Raw genomic sequence first — 21,372 nt, forward strand, 5'->3', positions numbered from 1 at the left:
GGGCCCCGGGCCCACCCCGTAAAATCGCGGGTTTGTCTCCCGAACACCTGAAAGCCCTGCCATGAGCCTGAAATGCGGCATCGTGGGCCTGCCCAATGTGGGCAAGTCCACCCTCTTCAACGCGCTGACCAAGGCCGGCATCGCCGCCGAGAACTATCCGTTCTGCACCATCGAGCCCAACACGGGCGTGGTGGAAGTGCCCGATCCCCGCCTGCAGCAACTCGCCGGCATCATCACGCCCGAGCGCATCGTTCCGGCCATCGTCGAGTTCGTGGACATCGCGGGCCTCGTGGCCGGCGCCAGCCAGGGCGAAGGCCTGGGCAACCAGTTCCTCGCGCACATCCGCGAGACCGACGCCATCGTGAACGTGGTGCGCTGCTTCGAGGACGACAACGTCATCCACGTGGCCGGCCGCGTGGACCCGATCTCCGACATCGAAGTCATCCAGACCGAGCTGTGCCTGGCCGACCTCGCCACGGTGGAAAAGGCGCTCAACCGCTACAGCAAGGCCGCCAAGTCGGGCAACGACAAGGAAGCCGCCAAGCTGGTGTCCCTCCTCACGCCCATCCAGGCCGCGCTCGACCAGGGCAAGCCCGCGCGCACCGTGCCCTTGAGCAAGGAAGACGCGCCGCTGCTCAAGCCCTTCTGCCTCATCACCGCCAAGCCCGCCATGTTCGTGGGCAACGTGAGCGAAGACGGCTTCGAGAACAACCCGCTGCTGGAGCGCCTCAAGGAATACGCCGCCGCCCAGAACGCGCCCGTCGTGGCCATCTGCGCCAAGATGGAAGCGGAAATGTCCGAGATGAGCGACGAGGACCGCGACATGTTCCTGGCCGAGATGGGCCAGGCCGAACCCGGCCTGAACCGCTTAATCCGCGCCGGCTTCAACCTGCTGGGCCTGCAGACCTACTTCACGGCGGGCGTGAAGGAAGTGCGCGCCTGGACCATCCACGTGGGCGACACCGCCCCGCAGGCCGCGGGCGTGATCCACGGCGACTTCGAGCGCGGCTTCATCCGTGCCCAGACGATCGCCTTCGAGGACTTCATCGCCTTCAAGGGCGAACAGGGCGCCAAGGACGCGGGCAAGATGCGCGCGGAAGGCAAGGAATACGTCGTCAAGGATGGCGACGTGATGAACTTCCTGTTCAACGTTTAACCGGCGCGCGGCGGTTTTCAAGCTTGGCCGACGTTTGCGGGCGTCGGCCAGCGCGCGGAAAAATGCGGGCCTGTCTAGCGGTGCTCTCGATCCTTGATTTCAACAAGACCGAAATAGCGCTTCTTGGACAGAGCTTTGCCGCAGATGCATATTGCAGTGGTGGAGTTCGGCCAGTCCGTTGCCCTGAACGCTCGCGATAAGCCTGTCGCAGCAGACATCTATCGGCCGGCATGCTCTCTTTCGGCTGGACGGCAGTTCAGGCTAATTTCGGACTCTTACTCAGTCCCCTATTGGCGTGGTGTGAAAACATGATCTGCGACTTTGGGTGGGATGGCCAATGATGTGCTGTGCAACTGCAGCTTGAAGAGCGAGAAAAATATGCTGTTAACCGATATAGCCGTCGAGCACACCCTGTCCAAAAATGGGGTTCGTCAGACTTTCTTGCTCCATCCGTTTACCGATACACAGCGAGATTCGCTGGGTAAATTCGAGATCGTTCGTGACGTCAGTCGGCCAGGATTCAAAGACGTCAAACGTTCGACCTTCGTCACGTTTCAACAATTGGCGCAGTTGTATGCGAAAGGTGCACTCGAAGAATTCGGGTTTTCCGTTCGCATGTGTCCGGGGCAGGGCACGTACCCCGCCAAGAATCCAGCAAAAAAGATACTTCCAACCAGCATCAAGCCAGGCTCACCCTTTGACCTGGCTGTTCAAAAGGTGGATGTTTCAAAACCTGCTAGTCGCGAATTGAGAACCGCCTTGCTTCGCACCGACGTCCAAATTCAAGGGTGACGCCGCTGATTGATATATGGAGTACCTGTGAATCCATCCGTTGCCCATGCTGCACTCATCGCTACTTTCAAGCGGGCCGAGGCAGATGCCGCTCACAAGTTCGGCTTGATCAAAGCGGCTGCGGTTAAAGGCCCGAAGGCGGTTCAAGCCGCCTCCGAAACCGCTGCAAAGGCCGCAAAACGCAGGGACTCGTATGCAAAAAAGCTGGGTAATCTGGGGGTGAGCGTCAAGGATTGAGCACGGCCAAGCCTACAGCGTGATGTGTGGAGAGATGCATGAGCCGCTTCAGGCTAATCTCGGACATTGGGATTTGAGCGGCCAATGTCAGGTCACACCGAGAGCAGTCCTACACGGCGAGAAGCTTGCATAAATTAGCGCCCCATCTCCTCAAGAATGTTGCTGCATGGCTTCGCGCTGTGTCCGTCATTCAAACGATTCCTCGCGTGGAACGTCCCGATCCCTGTCGCGTTCAATCCGCCGACGCATAGACGTCAGCGCTTCCGCGGCCCAGCTAACCACGACAGGATCGGAGTGGGTCGCAAGGGCTTCTGCGAGGGCGACGAACGGTGCTAGCGTCTGGCTGAGACTGCCTGACCAGTGAGAAGGGTGAAAGCTCCTGCCGAACACCTCCAAGATGGCGGCCTTGTCAGGAGCCATCTCCAACAAATGAGCCGCTAGCGAGCCCAGGACCGTCGCGCCATCATCTGTGGTTGAGACGATGGTGATTTCGGAGGCGACCAGCGAGGCTCGGGTCCCGGGGTCACTGCGCACCCAGTCCAGGATGACATCATCGGGTGCACACTGAACGACCGAGCCGTGCCTGGCGACGAACCGCGCCCGGAACCCGAAGGGCTTTCGTTGCACAGGCTTGGCGAGGAAGGCCTCAAGCGCAGCTCTAGGCTGCAGCCGGAACAGCGTGCAAGCGAGCTCGCCGTACTCTTCCCCGCGTGTCCGGTAGTCGTTCAGCGCCACTGCGAAGCGTCCGGCCAACTCGGCTGCCGCATCAGCTGCGTCGGCACCGACAAATGCCATCTTGGCCAACTCGTTCATACGATAGGCCGCGTTGGGATTTAGAGCGTCGAAGCTGAACTTGCTGAGGAGCGTCTGCGCCAGCTGCTTGAGCTCAACAGGCACTGCGGCCGCGCTTGGCTTCCACTGATACAGCTCGCTGTAGAGCTCGTTGATGGCCGAGCCCAAACCTCCCTCCATCGACGAGAGCGCATCGACGGCGGCACAGAACTTCTCGAGCGAGAGCCCTGGGGCGCCACGAAGGTTTGTGCGCAACGTGAATCGGAATGGCTGAGCCACGCCCCGGTGCATCGCGGCAATCAGCCGGTCTGCGTCGGCATCGTCCGCGGGGGCCCCGAGGAAGGCCGGGTAATAGGGTTCGAGCTTTGGATCGCCAGAGAGCGCGTCCATGATGACCGCGTGCGTTGCTGGGTTCGACGCCTTCACCCCCTGAGCAAAGCCCGCCAGCACGCCCACGTGGGAGTCACCTTCAGCCCGCACAAATGCTCCGCGCAGGAGGGCCCAGTGGCGAAGCGGATCGTCAGAGCTTCGACCCAGTCCCTGCCCAAGGAGCATCTGCCTGCCACTTTGTTGCGCAAAGAGCTCCGGCAGCACAAGGCCAAGCGCTTCTTCGTCTCGAGCCAGCGTCTCGCCCATCGCTGTCACCTTAGCATCGGCTCGCTGCCATGCATCAATTGGGTTTTTTTCCTCTTCTGCATCCGAGGTATCGAGCGCATCTGCCACGTCAAGGTGTTCGCCCGCATGACCAAGCGCATAGGTGCGAACCTCTTGCAGCAGCCCGGACGGCGCCAGAGCTGCCTCGAGTTCTCGAAGTGCGGACAACGTCTCAGAGTCCATTGCCGCCGAATCAAAGCGCAGCGTGTTTCTGATCGCCACCCATCCCGCCGGCCAACCCGCTTGGCTGGCGAACTCCCTGGCCAATGCTGCCAGCTGCCTGTGCACGTCGCGGTGCCACAGTTCGCGAAAGCGGCTCGCCAGGGCCTTGGACGCTCGCTCGCGCCCCTCAGTGCCCGACTGCCACATCAGGCGAACAAGGCGAAACGCTTCCTCATACCAGGCCACGACCTCCTCTTGGTTGGAAGGCTCCCATCCGTACCCATGCGGTCGAGCGCCGAACGAGAAGTCATGCGATGAGTTGATGAAGTGGGCTTCGAGCGTCGCCTCGATGGCTTCCCAGACAAGCTCGCGGCGACGGCCTGTAGCCGAGGCCATGAGCCGACCAAGCATTCCCATACGCTGCGTCGGTAGTGCCAGGGTGCCCGACAGACCGATTCGGAAAGGCTCGCGCCAAGCATCGCGACAGTTCGTATAGGTGCTCGTATCCAGCTCAGCAATCGTCAGCAGCAGCGAGGCCGCCGCATCGAAGCTAGCTGGCTCGTAGGCCAGATGTCGTAGCAGCGCGCTCCACTCTGCCAGGTGCCCGTGTTGCCGCGTTACGAACTCTTGCCCGCCATCTGTATAGAAGGCCCGATACAGGGAGCCAAGGGCCTGTTTGGGATTCAGTGGAGCAAGATTGATGAAGAGCTTGCGCCCCAGGTCATTCAGCTGCTCGGGTTTGGCGAGCAGCTGCTCGTCCTCCATCCAGCGAGCGGCGATGGCCCGGGCTACCTCGATGTCGTGCAGGTACGCCAGCCGCCGGCTGAATGAAACGAGGAGCCGCTCGCTGGACATGAAAGCGTCCACGATGTCTGCTCGCGGGATGCTTTGAAGCGCTGATCGTGCGAGCCGGTTGGCAAGCGCTGGGGGCAAAACCGCACGCCATTTGCTGCGCGACTGAACCAGGTCGCGCCGCATCAGGGTACTGACGTGACGGAATAGCTCCCGCCCACTGGTGCCGATCAGAGAGCCCATGATGCGAAGTTCAGATGCATCGCTCTGGGTGTCCTCCCCGTCAAAGGAGTACACCAGCGAGCAAGCCTCGGCGGCCCTAAGCAACCCCTCGTCGTCTGCCTGCCCCTGTCTGAACAGCCTGCGGAACAGTTCTCCATCGTTCAAAGTGCCGAGCGTCTCGCCGGCTGCTACCGTTCCTGCGAGTGCGAGAGCGATCCGCGCGTTGCCACCGGCAAACTCCACGATGCGAATCCTGTCACTGCTGTCGAGATGAGGCGCCAAGCGCGCCAAAATCGACTCCAGCACCGGGCCCGACGATGGAGCAAGTTCGAACACGTCGGTGGCCTCCGGCGAATCCTCGTCGGCCACGTCGTACTCGACGGTCAGTAGGCTCAAATGCTCTGGGAATTGGCGAGCCACCTCCGTCAACGTCCGGTGGGTATTCGGGTTGCAGTTGTCCACAATCACCATGGCGCGCTGACCCGCTTCTCCAAGGCGCAGGAGCATCTCGCGCGCGCTGGGGTCGGGCGAGTGCCCCAAGTCCGTGTACAGCAGTCGGCCCCTCTCCAGCGGGCTGCTCGTACCCTCGACGGGCTCGAAGAGCGCTTGCACCAGACGCGTCTTTCCGGTGCCGGACAGGCCCACGAGGCGAGAAACCTGACCTGGTTTTTCCAGTGCGGCGCGCATTCGCTCGATGCCGGAGGTCACGGTAAGCGCGGTGGGCGTACCGCCAGCCCTGCGCTCGAACATCCTGGCGGTTTCGTCGTGCAGGTAGACCGTGTCAGGCGCGCCACCGGCCCAGGGAGCGTATCCCTGCCAGCCACGAAGTTGCGCGCCGACGCGGCTGCGCACCCACAATTCCACGCCGGGGTACTGGCGCACCCAGCGTGCCAAGCGATCTCGGTCGTAGAAGTCCACCTTGAGTTCGCCGGCTCCCGGCTGGTCGGCAACCGAGGTGCGCATAGCCTTGATGCGCTTTCCTAGAAAGAGCTGCGAGACCGTCCCCTTGGAGCAGATGATCACGTACGCGCCCTTGGCCGCAAGGAGCGCTTTGATGGAATCTCGCAGCGCGCCATCTGGGCGCATTTCTGCGAGCACCTTCGCTTCTGGCATGTCCTCGCATTTCACCTGGAAGCCCGTCTGCGGTCGCGGTATGAAGTCTAGGTCCACGGAGGCAAGGTCAAGCTGCACGGCGACGTCGATGCCGCCGTCCTTCGCCGTCTGGTTGCCTCCGGCGAGGACGGCAGATGCCGGCAGGCCGTGGCGCTGCAACTCTGCCTCGCACAGCTTGGTGACCAGCAGGCGAAGGTCTTCGTCGCCCAGGTCGGCAATGTGTTTTCCAGTGAGTTCGAGCATGCTTGTCCTCGTTATGGTGGCTGTTGGCCAAGCCCAATGACCGCTTCATGCAGAGCAGCGTGAGTAGAGCTGATTGTGGCGACCGGCCGCAACCGCTGCATAGTCGACCTTCAAGTTGACTTGACCAGTGCACGCGTTGGGTCGATTACAGCGCCCGTCTGTTCGTCGGTGCTCACCTTGATCCGATGGATTTCCATGGCCCGTCTAGGGACATCAAGCGTCAGAGCAGAGAGACGACTACCCATCGAATCCTGCTCATGCCTGAGCGCCCAGACCAGCGCCCGAAGGCTGCCTGACGCAGCCCCCGGGCGCCCCGGTCAGCGGGGCCGGAAGGCGTAAACGTCAGGGTTCCACACCTGCCCGCCTTCATCGTTCTGGCACGAGAACCCAAAGCCCGAGAACACATACATCACACCGCCCACCGCGGCCGCGTTGGTCCGTTTGATCGCCGGGAAGGCATCGCCACCCGGGGCCAGCAGGCGCCACGTGCGGTCGTGCAGGTTGAAGCGCCACAGTTCGGACGTGGCGTTCTGCGGGAACGCGGCGCCGCAGCCGGAACTGCCCCCTGGCAGGTCGCCCCCGGCCATCAGCAGCGCGTGGCCGATCTGCACGGTCGATCCCTGGTGGCGAGGCGCATTGACGTTGTCGGCTTCGGCGGGTGTGATGTTCTGCCACTGGTGGGTGGCGAGGTCGAAGCGCCAGGTGTCGTTCAACGAGACGAAGCCGTCGCTGTCGCTGAATTGCCCGCCGTAGAGCGTCAATTGCCCGTCCCATGCGCGCCCGGCCACCGCGGCCTCATGGCGCGAGGTCGGCGAGTTTGCGTCGCCATTGGCGATGATCTGGGTCCACAGGTTGGTGCGCAGGTCGAAGGCCCACAGGTCGTTCAAGGTGTGGAAGTCGGTCTGGATGCCGCCGAACACATAGACCTTCTCGCCATCCACCCACATGGCGGGGCGCGATCGGGCCGAAGGCCCCGGATTGCCGGGCTGCAACTGCGTCCAGCGGTTGAGCAGGGCGCTGTAGGCCCACAGGTCGTCGAAGAACGTGAGCGAGGAAAGGTCGGCGCTGTAGTTGGCGCCGCCGAACACCAGCATCCAGTGCCGCGCCGGCACGGCGGCACTCGCGGCGAAGGCCCTGGCCGGCGGCTTGGCGCCGGAGGGCGACAGCGGCGTCCACCGTGCAAGGCGGGGGTCGAAGCGGTACAGGTCGTCGTAGAACGTGTTCTCGCCACTGGCGAAATCGTCCTTGACCCCGCCGAACAGGTAGATGGACCCGAGGACCGGCGCCACGGCGGGCGTCGAGCGCACGGACGGCCCCTCGCCCGTGGTGACCAGCCGGGTCCAGCGGCCGTCTGCTGCTGATGCTTCTGCTGCTGCGCTCCCATGCGCATGCGCCCCAGGGGCGATCAGCGCCAGGGCCATTCCGAGGCCCCACAGAAATCGTTTCATGAAATTCCTCCGTTGTATTGATTGAAATGAACCCGGTCGTCCGGACTTCTCCGGAAACGACCGCGCGCAGTCTATCTTTCCGCTGTTCGGAATATTGAATCGGTCACCACTGGATGCATCTGTAACCTGTGCAGGCTGTCCAAGGGCTTGTGCGCTGCAGCCAGCGGCGTTGGCATCGTGGTGCGGCGGTCCCCCTTGGGCGGCTTCGGGTGTTCTTCGAGTCCTACAGAGGGCCTGCGTGGCTTGGGCGACAGTCAGCGGGTGTGGCCCCGCGCCGCAGGTCCTCCTGGCGCTTCGCGTGTCGATGGGTTGGTTTCACATGAGCGCCGGTCGATCGGCGGAACGAAGAAGGATGCAGAGTTGGACAAACGCATGGCACCGATGACCGTCCTGCACCGCGTGCGGCAAATCGCCTGGTCCATTCCGGGGTTGCCCGTCATCGCCCTGGCGGTCCGCAACTACATCCTCCACCAGAGTGCCAACCAGGCCGGGAGCATGGCGTTCTCGTCGGTGCTGGCGATGTTCCCGCTGCTGATCCTGTTGTCGGCCACGGCGGCCTATGTGGGCGAGCCCGGCGATGCCGCGGCCCTGGCCCAGCGCGTGCTGGAATATGCGCCGCCGGTGGTGCGCGACGCGATGCAGCCGGTGATCCAGCAGGTGCTGGCGCAGCGCAACCAGGCGCTGCTGGCGATCGGCTTTCTGGTCACGCTGTGGACGGCGTCGTCGGGCATGCAGGCGGTGCGCACGGCGCTCAACCGCTCGTACGGCATCGAGCGCGGCCTGCCGTTCTGGAAGGCGCGCATCAAGGTGACGGTGTTCACGGTGGTGGTGGGCGGCGGCATCTTCGCGGCGTTCAGTTCGGTGATCGTCATGCCCTATGTGTGGCAGCTGCTGGAGCGCAACGTGGGCGTGGGCCAGGAGACGCCCTGGCTGCGCAACAGCGTGCGCTACGGCTCGGCGTTTTTGGTGCTGACGGTGCTGTACGCGCTGCTCTACGGCTGGCTGCCCGATCTGCGGCAGCGGCTGCGCACCGTGGTGCCGGGCGCCATCGTGGGCGCGGCGATGTGGGTGGGGGCGGCCGCCACCCTGTCGTATACGCTGCGCAGCGCCGGCAAGCTCGCGCTGGTGTACGGCAGTTTCGCGGGCGTGGTGGCCACGCTGGTGTTCCTGTACATCAGCGCCACCACGTTGATCTTCGGCGCCGAGGTGAACGGGGTGCTGCGCGACAGGGCGGCGCTGCCGGAAGACTGGGGCGGCCCTGATGCCTCGCAAGGCGAGTCTCCTGCGCCCGGGGCGTGATGCGTTCGGGACCGTCCTGGATGCAAACCTTGGGCAGGACCGCCGGGTGTGGCGGGGTGTGAAGTGCCGGCGCATGCCCGAACCCGGGACAGGTGCATTCAGCCGGTTCAGAGTGAAAACCGGCCCCAGCGCATGAATCACTAGGGCATATTGCTATTGAATTAATAGCGTTTTGAAGGTCAGCGCCCGGCCTCGGGCCAGAGGTACAGCAGCCCGGCCGTCATGGCCAGGTAGCGCCCGAACTTGCCCACCGCCATGTAGGCCACGCAGGGCCAGAAAGGCAGCTTGAGCCAGCCGGCCACCGCGCACAGCGGGTCGCCCACGACGGGCAGCCAGCTCAGCAGGCAGGCCTTGGGGCCGAAGCGCTGCAGCCAGGCGAGGGCGCGGGGATTGGAATGCTCGCCCCGGGCGCGGTCCACGGCCTTGTGCGCGCCCAGGCCCATCCACCAGCTCAGGGCGCCGCCCATCGTGTTGCCCGCGGTGGCCACCAGCACGGCGGGCCAGAAGAGTTCCGGGTTGAGCTTGATGAGGCCGAACACCGCGGGCTCGGAGCCCAGGGGCAGCAGCGTGGCGGAGATGAACGACACCATGAACACCGTGCTGAGGCCGTACTGGGGCAGCGCCAGCAGGTCCATGAGGTGGTTCATCCAGATTTCCATAACTGGGGCGCAGTTTAGGGGACGCCGGCAAGCCTTCGCTGTCGGACAGGCGCTTGGGCTCCGCTACGATCGCGCCGCGGTGCGGCCCGCCGGTGGGCCGTCGCCGCACACCCATACAAGAGGAGGTTCCCCACCATGCAATGGTTCGATGTTTCCGTCCCGGCCGTGCGCCGGGCCCTGGCCGTGGGCGCGCTCGGCCTGGCCTGCTGGCTGGCCGGTGCGGCGCAGGCCGCTGTCCTGCACCTGGAGGGGCCGGGCGGTGCCCGGCAGGTCGATTCCGAAACGCTGCTGCGCCACCCCGAGGCGCGCGACATCGACGTGCCCGCGGACGTGGCCTACCACCGGCCCATGCGCTATCGCGCCGTGCCCCTGGCCGCCGTGCTGAACGGCCTGGGCCTGGGCGCGGGCGACGTGCTGGAGGCGGTGGCGCTCGATGGCTTCGTCGCCCAGCTGCCCGGCGCGCTGGTGCTGCGCCCGGGTCGGGGCCAGGCCTGGCTGGCGGTCGAGCCGGCCGGTGCGCCCTGGCCCGCGCTGCCGGGCAAGGCGTCGGGCCCCGGGCCGTTCTACATCGTCTGGCCGGTGGCCGACGGCGTGCTCAGCGAGCAGTGGCCCTATGCCGTGGCCCGGCTGCACGTGCGCGAGTCGCCGGAAAAGCGCTGGCCCCGGATCGGCGTCGCACCCGAGGTGCCTGCGGGCGATGCGCGCCGGCGCGGCCAGGCGATCTTCGTGGCGCAGTGCTTCGTCTGCCACACCATGAACGGCGGCGGCGAGGCGCGGCTGGGGCCCGACCTGAACCTGCCGATGAGCCCCGTGGAGTACTTCCAGCCGCAGGCGCTGCGCCAGCTGGTGCGCAACCCGGCCAGCGTGCGCCAGTGGCCCGGGCAGTCGATGCCCGGCTTCGCGCCGGACCGGCTCAGCGACAGCGATCTGGACGATCTGGTGAGCTACCTGCAGCACATGGCCCGCGAGCGCCGCGGGGCGCGCTGAAGAACGGCGCGGCGGGCCGCCGATGGGGGGCGGTGGCGGCGCCGGACGCACTTTTCATTTGCTGAAATTTTGAGCAGCTACAATCCTGCCTCCTTTTTCAGCACGCGCTGCCTCCCCCCCTCCCATGCACATCGGCCACATTGCTTTGGCGAACCGCCTGTTCGTCGCCCCGATGGCGGGCGTCACGGACCGGCCGTTCCGCCAGCTGTGCAAGGCGCTGGGGGCGGGCTACGCGGTGAGCGAGATGGTCACGTCGCGCAAGGACCTGTGGGACAGCCTCAAGACTTCGCGCCGGGCCAACCACGAGGGCGAACCCGGCCCCATCGCCGTGCAGATCGCCGGCACCGACGCGCAGATGATGGCCGAGGCCGCTCTCTACAACGTGGACCGGGGCGCGCAGATCATCGACATCAACATGGGCTGCCCGGCCAAGAAGGTCTGCAACAAATGGGCGGGCTCCGCCCTGATGCAGAACGAGGCCCTGGCCCTGGAAATCGCCGAGGCGGTGGTCCAGGCCTGTGCCCCGCGCAACGTGCCCGTCACGCTCAAGATGCGCACCGGCTGGAGCCAGGAGCACAAGAACGCCGTGGCCCTGGCCCGGGCGTTCGAGGGCGTGGGCATCCAGATGCTGACGGTGCACGGCCGCACGCGAGAGCAGGGCTATCGTGGCCAGGCTGAGTACGACACCATCGCCGCCGTGAAGGCTGCGGTGCGCGTGCCGGTGGTGGCCAACGGCGACATCACCTCGCCCGAGAAGGCGCGCGAGGTGCTGGCCGCCACGGGCGCCGACGCGATCATGATCGGGCGCGCGGCGCAGGGCCGGCCGTGGATCTTTCGCGAGATCGGCCACTACCTCGCCACGGGCGAGCACCTGGCGCCGCCGCTGGTGGCCGAGGTGCGGCGCCTGCTGCTGGACCACCTGCAGGACCACTATCGCCTCTACGGCGAGTTCACCGGCATGCGCAGCGCGCGCAAGCACATCGCCTGGTACGTGCGGGCCCTGCCCGGCGGCGAGGCGTTCAGGCAACACATCAACACCATCGAGGACTGCTCCGAACAGTGGCACGCGGTGGCCCACTATCTGGATGCGATCGGGCAACGGATGGACCGGCTGCCCCCCGCGCGCACCGAGGACGCAGACCCCAGCGAAAAACAGGAAGACCTGGCGGCATGAGCAAGAAACACATCGAAGAGTGCGTGCGGGAGAGCCTGCAGGGCTACTTTCGCGACTTAGGGGGTGAGACACCGGACGGCATGTACGACATGCTGGTGCGGGTGGTCGAGAAGCCCCTGCTGGAAGTGGTCATGAGCCACGCCGACAACAACCAGTCCCGCGCGGCCGAATGGCTGGGACTGAACCGCAACACCTTGCGCAAGAAGCTGGTGGAGCACAAGCTGCTGTAATTCAGTTGCTATAAATTTAATAGCGTAATGCCCTAGTGGATATTGTGCTGAAGCCCGATTTCAATCAAACCCCACCCCCTGCCATGAACGCACTTCTCTCCGTCTCCGACAAGACCGGCATCGTTGAATTCGCCCAGGCCCTGCACGCGCTGGGCATCCGGCTGCTGTCCACCGGCGGCACCGCCCAGCTGCTGGCCAAGGCCGGCCTGCCCGTGACCGAAGTGGCCGAGGTCACGCAGTTCCCCGAAATGCTGGACGGCCGCGTCAAGACGCTGCACCCCAAGGTGCACGGCGGCCTGCTGGCGCGCCGCGAGCTGCCCGAGCACATGGCCGCGCTGGCCGCGCACGGCATCGACACCATCGACCTGCTGGTGGTCAATCTCTACCCCTTCGAGGCCACGGTGGCCAAGGCCGGCTGCACGCTGGCGGACGCGATCGAGAACATCGACATCGGCGGGCCCGCCATGGTGCGCAGCGCCGCCAAGAACTGGAAGGACGTGGGCGTGGTGACCGACGCCGCGCAGTACGAGAGCGTGCTGGGCGAGCTGAAGGCGTCGGGCAAGCTGTCGGATGCCCTGCGCTTCGGCCTGTCGGTCGCCGCGTTCAACCGCATCGCGCAGTACGACGCGGCCATCAGCGACTACCTCTCGTCCGTCACGTTCGAGGCCGAGAAGCTGGCCGAGGACTACGTGCCCGCCCGTACCGCCTTCCCCGGCCAGAGCAACGGCATCTTCACCAAGGTGCAGGACCTGCGCTACGGCGAGAACGGCCACCAGCAGGCCGCGCTGTACCGCGACCTGTACCCCGCACCCGGCTCCATCGTCACCGGCGTGCAGCTGCAGGGCAAGGAGCTCTCGTACAACAACATCGCTGACGCCGACGCCGCCTGGGAATGCGTCAAGAGCTTCGACGTGCCGGCCTGCGTGATCGTCAAGCACGCCAACCCGTGCGGCGTGGCCGTCGGGCTCGACGCCCTGGGCGCCTACGGCAAGGCGTTCCAGACCGATCCCACCAGTGCGTTCGGCGGCATCATCGCCTTCAACCGCCCGGTGGACGGCGCCGCGGCGCAGCAGATCGCCAAGCAGTTCGTGGAGGTGCTGATGGCCCCCGACTTCACCGCCGAGGCGCTGGAGTTCTTCAAGGCCAAGGCCAACGTGCGCCTGCTCAAGATCGCGCTGCCCCCGGCGCTGGACGCGGCGGAATACGCGCTGGGCAGCAATACGCCCTGGCACCGCGGCCGCAACGCCATGGATGCCAAGCGCATCGGCTCGGGCATGCTGCTGCAGTCGGCCGACAACCATGAGCTGTCGATGATCGACATCAAGGTCGTCACGAAAAAGCAGCCCACGCTGGAAGAGATGGAAGACCTGCTGTTCGCCTGGAAGGTCGCCAAGTACGTCAAGAGCAACGCCATCGTGTTCTGCAAGGGCGGCATGACGATGGGCGTGGGCGCCGGCCAGATGAGCCGCCTGGACTCGGCGCGCATCGCCAGCATCAAGGCGCAGCACGCCAACCTGTCGCTGGCCGGCACGGTGGTGGCGAGCGACGCGTTCTTCCCCTTCCGCGACGGCCTGGACGTGGTGGTGGATGCGGGCGCGACCTGCGTCATCCAGCCCGGCGGCAGCATGCGCGACCAGGAAGTGATCGACGCCGCCGACGAGCGCGGCGTGGCCATGGTGTTCAGCGGCGTGCGCCACTTCCGCCACTGAGCCGGGCGGCAGGAACCTCCCCCAAGCGCGAAGGCCCTGCCAGCGCGGGAAAGGCAGACCCTGCCTTCCTGCGCTGGCAGGGCCTTCGCCGTTCCGGCGCGTCAGGTTACCCGACCGTCTGCACGGACTGGCGCACGCTGCCGGCGCCATGGACCTTGCTGGGGTCGCCCGCCATCACATTCACCGGCGTCTTGCCGCCGTCCACGTCGGTGTTCGAGATGTTGACGGTGGAGTGCTTGGAGTCGAAGCGGAAGGTGAAGGCCTTGAGGTTCTGCAAGGTCGAATCGGAGATGTCCACGTTCGCCGTGATCGGGTAGCCGCCGCGCGTGACCGCCAGCTGGCCGATGTTGTCGGCGTAGATGCCCTGGAGCTTCAGGTTCACGTCGCCGTTGATCTGGATCGCCTTGTCGTGGCTGTTCTGGAACGACGAGTTCGTGATCTCCACCTGGGCCGGGCCGCTCGGAAGGTCCTTCGCCGAGATGCCGGCGCGCTGGGCGTCGACCGCCTTGTTCTCCGCGCCATCCACGGTGACGAAGTCGTCCCCGGTCTGCAGGCCGTGCACGTTGTCCAGCTTGGCATCGCCCAGCAGGTGGATGCCGTCCCCGCCCTTGAACTGCAGGTTCTTGATCGATGCGCCCGGCTCGAGGATGAACATCGGCAGTTGCGTCTCGGCGGTGCCGCCGCCGTTCAGCCCGGCGCCGGCGTTGAACAGCTTGCCTTGCCCGTCGTAGGTCGTGCCCGCCTTCACGATGATGGGCTTGTTCACCTCTTCCACGCCCGTGGGCTCGGCGACCTTCATGTTCGCCGGCGGCTTGGTGACGGCTGAATTCGTTGACGGGGCTGGGGCTGGTGTGGGGGCTGCCGACGGCGCGGTCGCCGGTGCCTTGCCGCCCGAACCCACCTCCGTGGGGGGCGGCGGTGCAGGCGTCGGCGATGGCTTGGGCGTGTTCGTGATCGTGGACGGGTCGGGCGTGGGCGTCGCTGCCGTCGGCGCCGGGGCTTGCGTGGGCGCTGGCGCCGGTGTGGCCGCACCAGGGGACGGTGCCGGCGACGGTCCCGAAGAAGGCGCGGCGGCGGGCGAGGGCGAGGCAGACGGGGCCGGAGATGGCGCCGGCGACCCGCCGCCGGAGCTGCCGGATGAACCGGACCCCTGCTGGCCGGTCAATTCCTTGATCAGCTTTTCCAGGAACCCCTTGAGCAGGGACTCGATGGCTTTCTGCAGCGTCTGGCTGTCGGTGCCCGAGGCGGAGGACGGGGAATTTCCGGACTGGACCTGGGCCTTGCGGTGGGTGTTCCAGGCACTGAAGGAAGAAAGAAGGTCGATGGGGCTCATGGGTGCTCGCGATCCCGGCGGAACGGGCCGTCGGTCAAAATGCCACGCAACATGCTTGGCTTCGCGAACACTGTGCGCCGCGCGCCTGCTTTGCAGGGCGGCCGCACGAAGCGGCGCCGCACCACCCGAAGCGCCGTGGGGGGGCGGCGTCGGCCCCGCGGGCGGCTCGGTCCCTAGCGGGCGGCGAGCGTGCGGAACACGTCGCGCGCGATCGCCACGGTCTCGTCGATGTCCTGCGCGGTGTGCGCGCTGCTCACGAAGCCGGCTTCATACAGCGCCGGGGCGATGTACACGCCGCGGTCCAGCAAGCCATGGAACAGCGTGTTGAAGCGCGCGCCGTCCGTCGCCATCACCGTGGGGTAGTTCTGCGGCAGCTCGGGCAGCAGGAAGAAGCCGAACATGCCGCCTTCGCTGTCGGCGCTGAACGGCACGCCTTCCGCCTGGGCCGCCCGGGCCAGGCCTTCGACCAGCGATCGGGTGCGTGCGCCCAGCGCGTCGTAGAAGCCCGGCCGGGCGATCTCGCGCAGCGTGGCCAGGCCGCAGGCCGTCGCCACGGGGTTGCCCGACAGCGTGCCGGCCTGGTACACGGGCCCGAGAGGGGCCAGGTGCTCCATGATCGCGCGCGGCCCGCCGAACGCCGCCAGCGGCATGCCTCCGCCGATCACCTTGCCCAGCACCGTGAGGTCGGGCTGGAAGCCGGGAATGCTCCGGGCGTACAGGCTTTGGGCGCTGCCCAGCGCCACGCGGAAACCGGTCATGACCTCATCGAACACCAGCAGCGCACCGTACTGCGTGCACAGCTCGCGGCAGCGCTGCATGAACGGCACGCTGGCGCGCACGAAGTTCATGTTGCCGGCGATCGGCTCGATCATCAGGCAGGCCAGGTCCCGGCCATGCAGGGCGAAGGCCTCCTCCAGCTGCGCGATGTCGTTGTATTCGAGCACCAGGGTGTGCTGCACCACCTCGGGCGGCACGCCCGCGCTCGTGGCGTGGCCGAAGGTGGCCAGGCCCGAGCCGGCCTTCACCAGCAGGGCATCGGCATGGCCGTGGTAGCAGCCGTTGAACTTGATGATCTTGCTGCGGCCCGTGGCGCCGCGCGCCAGGCGGATGGCGCTCATGCCGGCCTCGGTGCCCGAGCTGACGAGGCGGATCATCTCCATCGACGGCACGTGCGCGATGATGGCCTCGGCCAGTTCGACCTCGCGCTCGGTCGGGGCGCCGAAGCTGAAGCCCTCGACCGCCGCCTTCTGCACCGCCTCGAGCACGGCCGGGTGGCCGTGGCCCAGGATCATCGGCCCCCAGGAGCCGATGTAGTCGATGAAGCGCTGGCCATTGGCGTCCCAGAAGTAGGCGCCTCGCGCACGCTGCACGAAGCGCGGCGTGCCGCCCACGGCCTTGAAGGCCCGCACGGGCGAATTGACGCCGCCGGGGATGAGCGCCTTGGCGCGTTCGAACAGGGAGAGGTTGAGGTCAGTGCTGGGTGTCATGGGGTGGCATCACGAAGCCGTCGATGGCGGTGGGGTCGGGGGTGGGCTCGCCGTCTTCGTCATCCTCGTCGTCGTCGGGCTGCGCCCAGAACATGCGGTCGGGGATGATGTGGCCCATGCCCGGGCGAAAGCCGGCGTCCAGGCAGCGGTCCAGGTAGGCGAGCGCCTCGCTCGTGGCCTCGCCCAGGTCGTTGCCGCTAGCGACCAGCGCCGTCAGGGCGGCCGAGAGCGTGTCGCCGGCACCGGCGAAGGTGGCCTCGAACAGCTCGAACTTGCCGCTGCCCAGCACCGTCTGCGGCGAGGCGAGTACGTTCTCCACGAACTGCTCGGGCGCGGGAATGCCGGTCACCAATACATAAGGCACGCCCAGTTCGGAGGCGGCCATGGCCAGGTCGCGCGCGGAAGGCTTTTTCTCGCTGGTCCAGTCCGGCAGCAGCCAGCGCCAGAGGGTGCTGTGGTTTCCTACCAACAGCGAGACCTGGGGCAGCAGCAGTTCCTGAAAGGCGTCCAGGTACTGGTCGATGAGGTCGTCCCGCCACCAGGACAGATTGGGCATGTAAGCGATCACGGGCACGTCGTCGTAGTCGGACGCGATGGACGCGATGGCGCTCAGGTTCTCGGGGCTGCCCGCGAAGCCCACCTTGATGGCCTGCACGGTGAGGTCCTCCAGCACGGTGCGGGCCTGCTCGGCCACCGCCTCGTCGTCGAAGGCGTAGTGGTCGAAGATCTCGGCCGTGTCGCGGATGTAGGCGCCCGTGGCCACCGCGATCGGGTGGCCGCCCACGGAGGCGATGGTGGCGATGTCCGCCGTCAGCCCGCCGGCCCCGCTCGGGTCGTTGGCGTTGAACACCATCACGCAGGCGGGGGTGGCGCCGTCGTCGTCGGCTTCATCGGGGGATGGGGACAGGTCTGGGGGGAGGGGGGAATCTGTGGTCATGGCGCCGCACCAGCGTAACGGTTGGCACGGAAACTGCCTTCCCGTTGAGATGCTTGGATACAATCGTTGCATTCTATGTGAAGGCCATTTAAGCTGTGACGGACCCTAAAACCTGGATGTGCTTGATTTGCGGTTGGATATATGACGAGGCAACAGGTTCTCCTGAGCACGGAATAGCGCCCAATACGCCGTGGGATCAAGTGCCCATGAATTGGACCTGTCCGGAGTGTGGCGCTCGCAAGGAAGACTTCGAAATGGTCCAGATCTGAGGCGCGGCTCCTGCCAGCGTTGTTATTTCCCCTTCAGGAGCGGTGACGAAATTGACTACAACAGGCGCATCCTTCAAGGTGCTCGTCGTGGATGACAGCAATACCATCCGCCGCAGCGCAGAAATCTTTCTCAAGCAGGGTGGCCACGAAGTGCTGCTCGCCGACGATGGCTTCGATGCCTTGGCCAAGGTCAACGACTACCAGCCCCAGTTGATCTTCTGCGACATCCTGATGCCCAAGCTGGACGGCTATCAGACCTGCGCCATCATCAAGCGCAACGCGCGCTTCGCCGACACGCCCGTCGTGATGCTCTCCTCCAAGGACGGCGTTTTCGACAAGGCGCGTGGACGCATGGTGGGGTGCCAGGAATATCTCACCAAACCATTTACCAAAGACCAGCTGCTGAAAGCAGTTCAGCAGTTCGGTAATGCCCAACAAGGAGCGATGTAATGCCTATCCAGAAAGTACTGGTCGTTGACGACTCGAAGACCGAGTTGATGTTTCTGACCGACTTGCTGCAAAAAAAGGGCATGCAGGTCCGCACCGCGGAAAATGCCGAAGAAGCCTTCCGCCGCCTCGCGGAAGAAAAGCCCGACCTGATCCTCATGGACGTCGTGATGCCGGGCCAGAACGGCTTTCAGCTCACGCGCGCCATCACCCGCGATCCCCAGTTCGCCGACGTGCCGATCATCATGTGCACCAGCAAGAACCAGGAAACCGACCGGGTGTGGGGCATGCGCCAGGGCGCTCGCGGCTACATCACCAAGCCGGTGGATCCTGCCGAGCTGCAAGCCAAGATCGACGCACTGAACTAAAAGCGCCCGGACCGTCCATGGCCAACCGTGAAGCGCTGAGAGAGCTCCAGACCCGCCTTGCAGCCCGCCTGCAGGCGGCGCGGGGCGAGGGTGTGTCTGTTTCGTCCTGGCTGGCCGTCGAGTCGGCGGGGCGCCGTTTCCTGCTGCCGCTGGGCCAGTCGGGAGAGATCTTTCCCTGGGCGGGCGTGCAAGCCGTGCCCTATACCCATGCCTGGTTCCTCGGGGTGGCCAACCTGCGCGGCTCGCTGATCGGCGTGGTCGATCTGGCAGGTCTGCTCGGTTTGCCGTCCAACCGCACCGAGCAGGCGCTGGCCGATGCCAGCCTGCTGGCTTTCAATGCGGTGCTCGATGTGAACGCCGCGCTGCTGGTTGATCGCCTGGCCGGCCTGCGCGGCACGGAAGCCTTTGTTTCCTCCGAGCCCCCCGCCGAAGACGCGCCCCCGTTCTACGGCACCACGTATCTGGATTCCCAGGGAGTCCAATGGCAGGAGCTCAACCTGCAAGCCCTGTCCCAACACCCCGCTTTCCTCAGCATCAGTGCTTGAGTTTTTCTGTAAGGCCGCACCATGTCCGTCGTCAACCCATTTGCAAAAATGTTCAACCGCAAGCCCGCCGAGCCGGATGCCAACCCAGGGCTTTCGGGAGCGGATGCCGGGCTGGATCCGTTGACGTCCGACGCGTCCTCGCTGCGCGACTCCTACCAGGCGGACGCCATGAACAGCGTGCAGGGTGACCCTTCTGCGATCTCGCAGTTCGCAGAGGGCGAAGTCGCCGACGAAGACCTGATCTCGCTGCCCCTGCTGGGCCGGGCCACGGCCGCCAGCCACCAGCGCCGCCTGCTGATGCTGCTGGCCATCGGCGTGATCGTGCTGGCGGCGATCGCCGGCTGGGTGCTGCAGCAGGCCGACCGTTCCGCACAGCAGCTGGCCGCGACCGGCCAGTCGCTGATGCAGTCGCAACGCCTGGCCAAATCCGTTTCGCAGGCGCTGGTGGGCAGCCCACAGGCCTTCCCGGACGTGATGGAAAGCTCGGGCTCGCTGGCGCGCGACGTGCGCGCATTGAACAGCGGCGACAACGAACGCAACGTGCAGGCGCTGGGCGAGACGTTCAAGCCCGACCTGGAAGCCGTGACGCCGCTGATGGAGCGCGCCGAGCGCAACGCCAGCGTGGTGATGGGCCAGCAGAAGATCCTGACGCAGGTGGGCGACGCGCTTCGCACCATCAACCGCCAGTCGTCCGACCTGCTGGAAATCGCCGAAACGATCTCCTCGCTCAAGCTGCAGCAGAACGCCCCGGCCGCTGAAATCTCCGCCGCCGGCCAGCTGGTGATGCTGACCCAGCGCATCGGCAAGTCCGCCAACGAATTCCAGACCACCGAAGGCGTGAGTCCTGAGGCCGTGTTCCTGCTGGGCAAGGACTTGAACTCGTTCAAGGAAATCGCCCAGGGCATGCTGGACGGCAGCGCCGACCTGCGCCTGGCCGCCACCCGGGACGCGCAGACCCGCGAGCAACTGGAAAGCCTGATCAAGCTCTACGAACAGACGCGTTCGCAAGCCAGCGCCATTCTGGGCAACCTGCAAGGCCTGGTGTCCGCCCGTGAAGCGCAGTCCGCCATCATTGCCGACAGCGAACCGCTGCGCCGCCAGCTGGAAGGCCTGCAGACCAAGCTGTCGTCCCAGACGGGCCTGGGCGCCGGCCAGTTCGCTGCGCTGGCCATCGCCGGCCTGTTCGTGCTGTTGTGCGGTATCGGCATCTCGCGCGTCCAGCTGATGGACAGCCGTTCGCGCCAGGCCTCTGCCGAATCGCAGCAAAAGGACGCCCGCCGCCAGGAGCAGGAAGCCAAGCGCGTGAACGACGCCAACCAGGCCGCCATTTTGCGTTTGATGAACGAACTGCAGTCGGTCGCCGAAGGCGATCTGACCCAGGAAGCCACCGTGACGGAAGACATCACCGGCGCCATCGCCGACTCGGTGAACTACACGGTGGAAGAGTTGCGCCAGCTGGTGGGCAGCGTGCAGAACACGGCCACCCGCGTGGCACAGACGACGTCCCAGGTGGACAGCACCTCGACCGAGCTGCTGGCCGCTTCGACCGAGCAGCTGCGCGAAATTCGCGAAACCGGCCGCTCGGTGCTCGACATGGCGAGCCGAATCAACGAAGTGTCCACGCAAGCGCAGGAATCCGCCTCGGTGGCGCGCCAGTCGCTGCAAGCGGCCGATTCCGGCCTGCAGGCCGTGCAGAACGCCATCGGCGGTATGAATTCCATCCGCGACCAGATCCAGGACACCTCCAAGCGGATCAAGCGCCTGGGCGAATCGTCGCAGGAGATCGGCGAAATCACCGAGCTGATTTCCGACATTACCGAGCAGACGAACGTGCTGGCACTGAACGCCGCCATCCAGGCCGCATCGGCCGGTGAGGCCGGTCGTGGCTTCTCGGTGGTGGCGGAAGAAGTGCAGCGGCTGGCCGAGCGCTCCGCCGATGCCACGCGCCAGATCTCGGCGCTGGTGAAGGCCATTCAGACCGACACGCAGGATGCCGTGGCCGCCATGGAGCGTTCCACGCAGGGTGTGGTGGAAGGGGCCCGACTGTCCGACAGCGCCGGTACGGCCCTGACCGAGATCGATCGCGTGTCGCGCCGCCTGGCCGACCTGATCGAGCAGATTTCGTCCTCCACGTCCCGCGAAGCCGAACTGGCCAACGAAGTGGCCGACAACATCCAGCACATTTTTGCGGTGACGGAACAGACCGGCGAGGGCACCCGCACGACGGCCCAGCAGGTGCGCGAACTGTCGCACATGGCTGAAGAGCTGCGCCAGTCGGTTGCACGTTTCAAGATCGCCTGACGCGCGGACCCATCAA

The 21,372-nt window shown here is 65.8% G+C and carries 19 protein-coding genes; 13 read left to right on the plus strand and 6 right to left on the minus strand.

Translation table 11 applies throughout. The features are described 5' to 3' along the window. The first annotated feature begins 61 nt into the window (after nt 1–61). The 3 genes from ychF to AVKW3434_RS07310 all read left to right on the plus strand — a co-directional run bounded on the left by ychF (nt 62) and on the right by AVKW3434_RS07310 (nt 2,185). Entirely contained in the window at nt 62–1,156 is a 1,095-nt protein-coding gene (gene ychF, locus AVKW3434_RS07300) for a redox-regulated ATPase YchF (RefSeq protein WP_272567328.1), read from the plus strand. A gap of 378 nt (nt 1,157–1,534) precedes the next feature. Beyond that, nucleotides 1,535–1,948, plus strand: coding sequence for a hypothetical protein (locus AVKW3434_RS07305; RefSeq protein WP_284405322.1), 414 nt, complete (start codon nt 1,535–1,537; stop codon nt 1,946–1,948). A gap of 27 nt (nt 1,949–1,975) precedes the next feature. Further along, nucleotides 1,976–2,185, plus strand: a complete 210-nt coding sequence (locus tag AVKW3434_RS07310; protein WP_284405323.1) for a hypothetical protein — start codon at nt 1,976–1,978, stop codon at nt 2,183–2,185. 186 nt (nt 2,186–2,371) lie between these two features. On the opposite strand, the gene AVKW3434_RS07315 is transcribed toward AVKW3434_RS07310, so the two are convergent. After that, nucleotides 2,372–6,163 carry an ATP-binding protein gene (locus AVKW3434_RS07315; protein WP_284405324.1) on the minus strand — a complete coding sequence of 1,264 codons (3,792 nt, stop codon included), beginning with the start codon at nt 6,161–6,163 and terminating at the stop codon, nt 2,372–2,374. Nucleotides 6,164–6,480: 317 nt separating this feature from the next. Further along, nucleotides 6,481–7,611: a Kelch repeat-containing protein gene (locus AVKW3434_RS07320; protein ID WP_284405325.1), complete on the minus strand. Its 1,131-nt coding sequence runs from the start codon at nt 7,609–7,611 to the stop codon at nt 6,481–6,483. A gap of 372 nt (nt 7,612–7,983) precedes the next feature. Here AVKW3434_RS07320 and AVKW3434_RS07325 point away from each other — a divergent pair, with 372 nt between their 5' ends. After that, the gene (locus AVKW3434_RS07325; protein ID WP_284405326.1) at nt 7,984–8,910 is read left to right on the plus strand and encodes a YihY/virulence factor BrkB family protein; all 927 of its coding nucleotides are present in this window, start codon (nt 7,984–7,986) and stop codon (nt 8,908–8,910) included. Nucleotides 8,911–9,089: 179 nt separating this feature from the next. Here AVKW3434_RS07325 and AVKW3434_RS07330 read toward each other — a convergent pair whose 3' ends face one another. Then, nucleotides 9,090–9,569, minus strand: coding sequence for a YqaA family protein (locus AVKW3434_RS07330; RefSeq protein WP_502869039.1), 480 nt, complete (start codon nt 9,567–9,569; stop codon nt 9,090–9,092). Between the two features lie 135 nt (nt 9,570–9,704). Between AVKW3434_RS07330 and AVKW3434_RS07335 the strand changes: the two genes are divergently transcribed. The 4 genes from AVKW3434_RS07335 to purH all read left to right on the plus strand — a co-directional run bounded on the left by AVKW3434_RS07335 (nt 9,705) and on the right by purH (nt 13,669). Next, nucleotides 9,705–10,556, plus strand: coding sequence for a cytochrome c (locus tag AVKW3434_RS07335; RefSeq protein ID WP_284405328.1), 852 nt, complete (start codon nt 9,705–9,707; stop codon nt 10,554–10,556). Nucleotides 10,557–10,680: 124 nt separating this feature from the next. Next, the gene (gene dusB, locus AVKW3434_RS07340; protein WP_284405329.1) at nt 10,681–11,730 is read left to right on the plus strand and encodes a tRNA dihydrouridine synthase DusB; all 1,050 of its coding nucleotides are present in this window, start codon (nt 10,681–10,683) and stop codon (nt 11,728–11,730) included. After that, entirely contained in the window at nt 11,727–11,960 is a 234-nt protein-coding gene (locus AVKW3434_RS07345) for a Fis family transcriptional regulator (protein WP_005799570.1), read from the plus strand. Before dusB ends, AVKW3434_RS07345 begins: the two co-directional genes overlap by 4 nt. 83 nt (nt 11,961–12,043) lie before the next feature. Continuing rightward, on the plus strand, nt 12,044–13,669 hold the full coding sequence (gene purH / locus AVKW3434_RS07350) for a bifunctional phosphoribosylaminoimidazolecarboxamide formyltransferase/IMP cyclohydrolase (protein WP_284405330.1): 1,626 nt from the start codon (nt 12,044–12,046) through the stop codon (nt 13,667–13,669). A 106-nt stretch (nt 13,670–13,775) separates the two neighbouring features. On the opposite strand, the gene AVKW3434_RS07355 is transcribed toward purH, so the two are convergent. The 3 genes from AVKW3434_RS07355 to thiD form a co-directional block, all read right to left on the minus strand. Further along, entirely contained in the window at nt 13,776–15,002 is a 1,227-nt protein-coding gene (locus AVKW3434_RS07355) for a pectate lyase (protein ID WP_284405331.1), read from the minus strand. 173 nt (nt 15,003–15,175) lie between these two features. After that, nucleotides 15,176–16,489, minus strand: coding sequence for a glutamate-1-semialdehyde 2,1-aminomutase (gene hemL / locus AVKW3434_RS07360; RefSeq protein WP_284405332.1), 1,314 nt, complete (start codon nt 16,487–16,489; stop codon nt 15,176–15,178). Beyond that, a complete protein-coding gene (gene thiD, locus AVKW3434_RS07365; protein ID WP_272567362.1) occupies nt 16,473–17,426 on the minus strand; it encodes a bifunctional hydroxymethylpyrimidine kinase/phosphomethylpyrimidine kinase in 954 nt (317 codons plus the stop codon). Before thiD ends, hemL begins: the two co-directional genes overlap by 17 nt. A 95-nt stretch (nt 17,427–17,521) precedes the next feature. Here thiD and AVKW3434_RS07370 point away from each other — a divergent pair, with 95 nt between their 5' ends. From AVKW3434_RS07370 to AVKW3434_RS07390, 5 genes are read left to right on the plus strand one after another with little or no spacing between them, the layout of a single operon-like run. Then, nucleotides 17,522–17,695 carry a rubredoxin gene (locus AVKW3434_RS07370; protein WP_272567365.1) on the plus strand — a complete coding sequence of 58 codons (174 nt, stop codon included), beginning with the start codon at nt 17,522–17,524 and terminating at the stop codon, nt 17,693–17,695. A 51-nt stretch (nt 17,696–17,746) separates the two neighbouring features. After that, entirely contained in the window at nt 17,747–18,145 is a 399-nt protein-coding gene (locus tag AVKW3434_RS07375) for a response regulator (RefSeq protein ID WP_092741676.1), read from the plus strand. Then, entirely contained in the window at nt 18,145–18,510 is a 366-nt protein-coding gene (locus tag AVKW3434_RS07380) for a response regulator (protein WP_092741674.1), read from the plus strand. The genes AVKW3434_RS07375 and AVKW3434_RS07380 overlap by 1 nt, the downstream gene beginning before the upstream one ends. Nucleotides 18,511–18,527: 17 nt before the next feature. Then, nucleotides 18,528–19,055: a chemotaxis protein CheW gene (locus AVKW3434_RS07385; RefSeq protein ID WP_272567367.1), complete on the plus strand. Its 528-nt coding sequence runs from the start codon at nt 18,528–18,530 to the stop codon at nt 19,053–19,055. 21 nt (nt 19,056–19,076) lie between these two features. Further along, on the plus strand, nt 19,077–21,356 hold the full coding sequence (locus AVKW3434_RS07390; RefSeq protein WP_284393221.1) for a methyl-accepting chemotaxis protein: 2,280 nt from the start codon (nt 19,077–19,079) through the stop codon (nt 21,354–21,356). Nucleotides 21,357–21,372 lie beyond the last annotated feature (16 nt).

This window comes from Acidovorax sp. SUPP3434 (assembly GCF_030159015.1).
Classification (GTDB): domain Bacteria; phylum Pseudomonadota; class Gammaproteobacteria; order Burkholderiales; family Burkholderiaceae_C; genus Paracidovorax.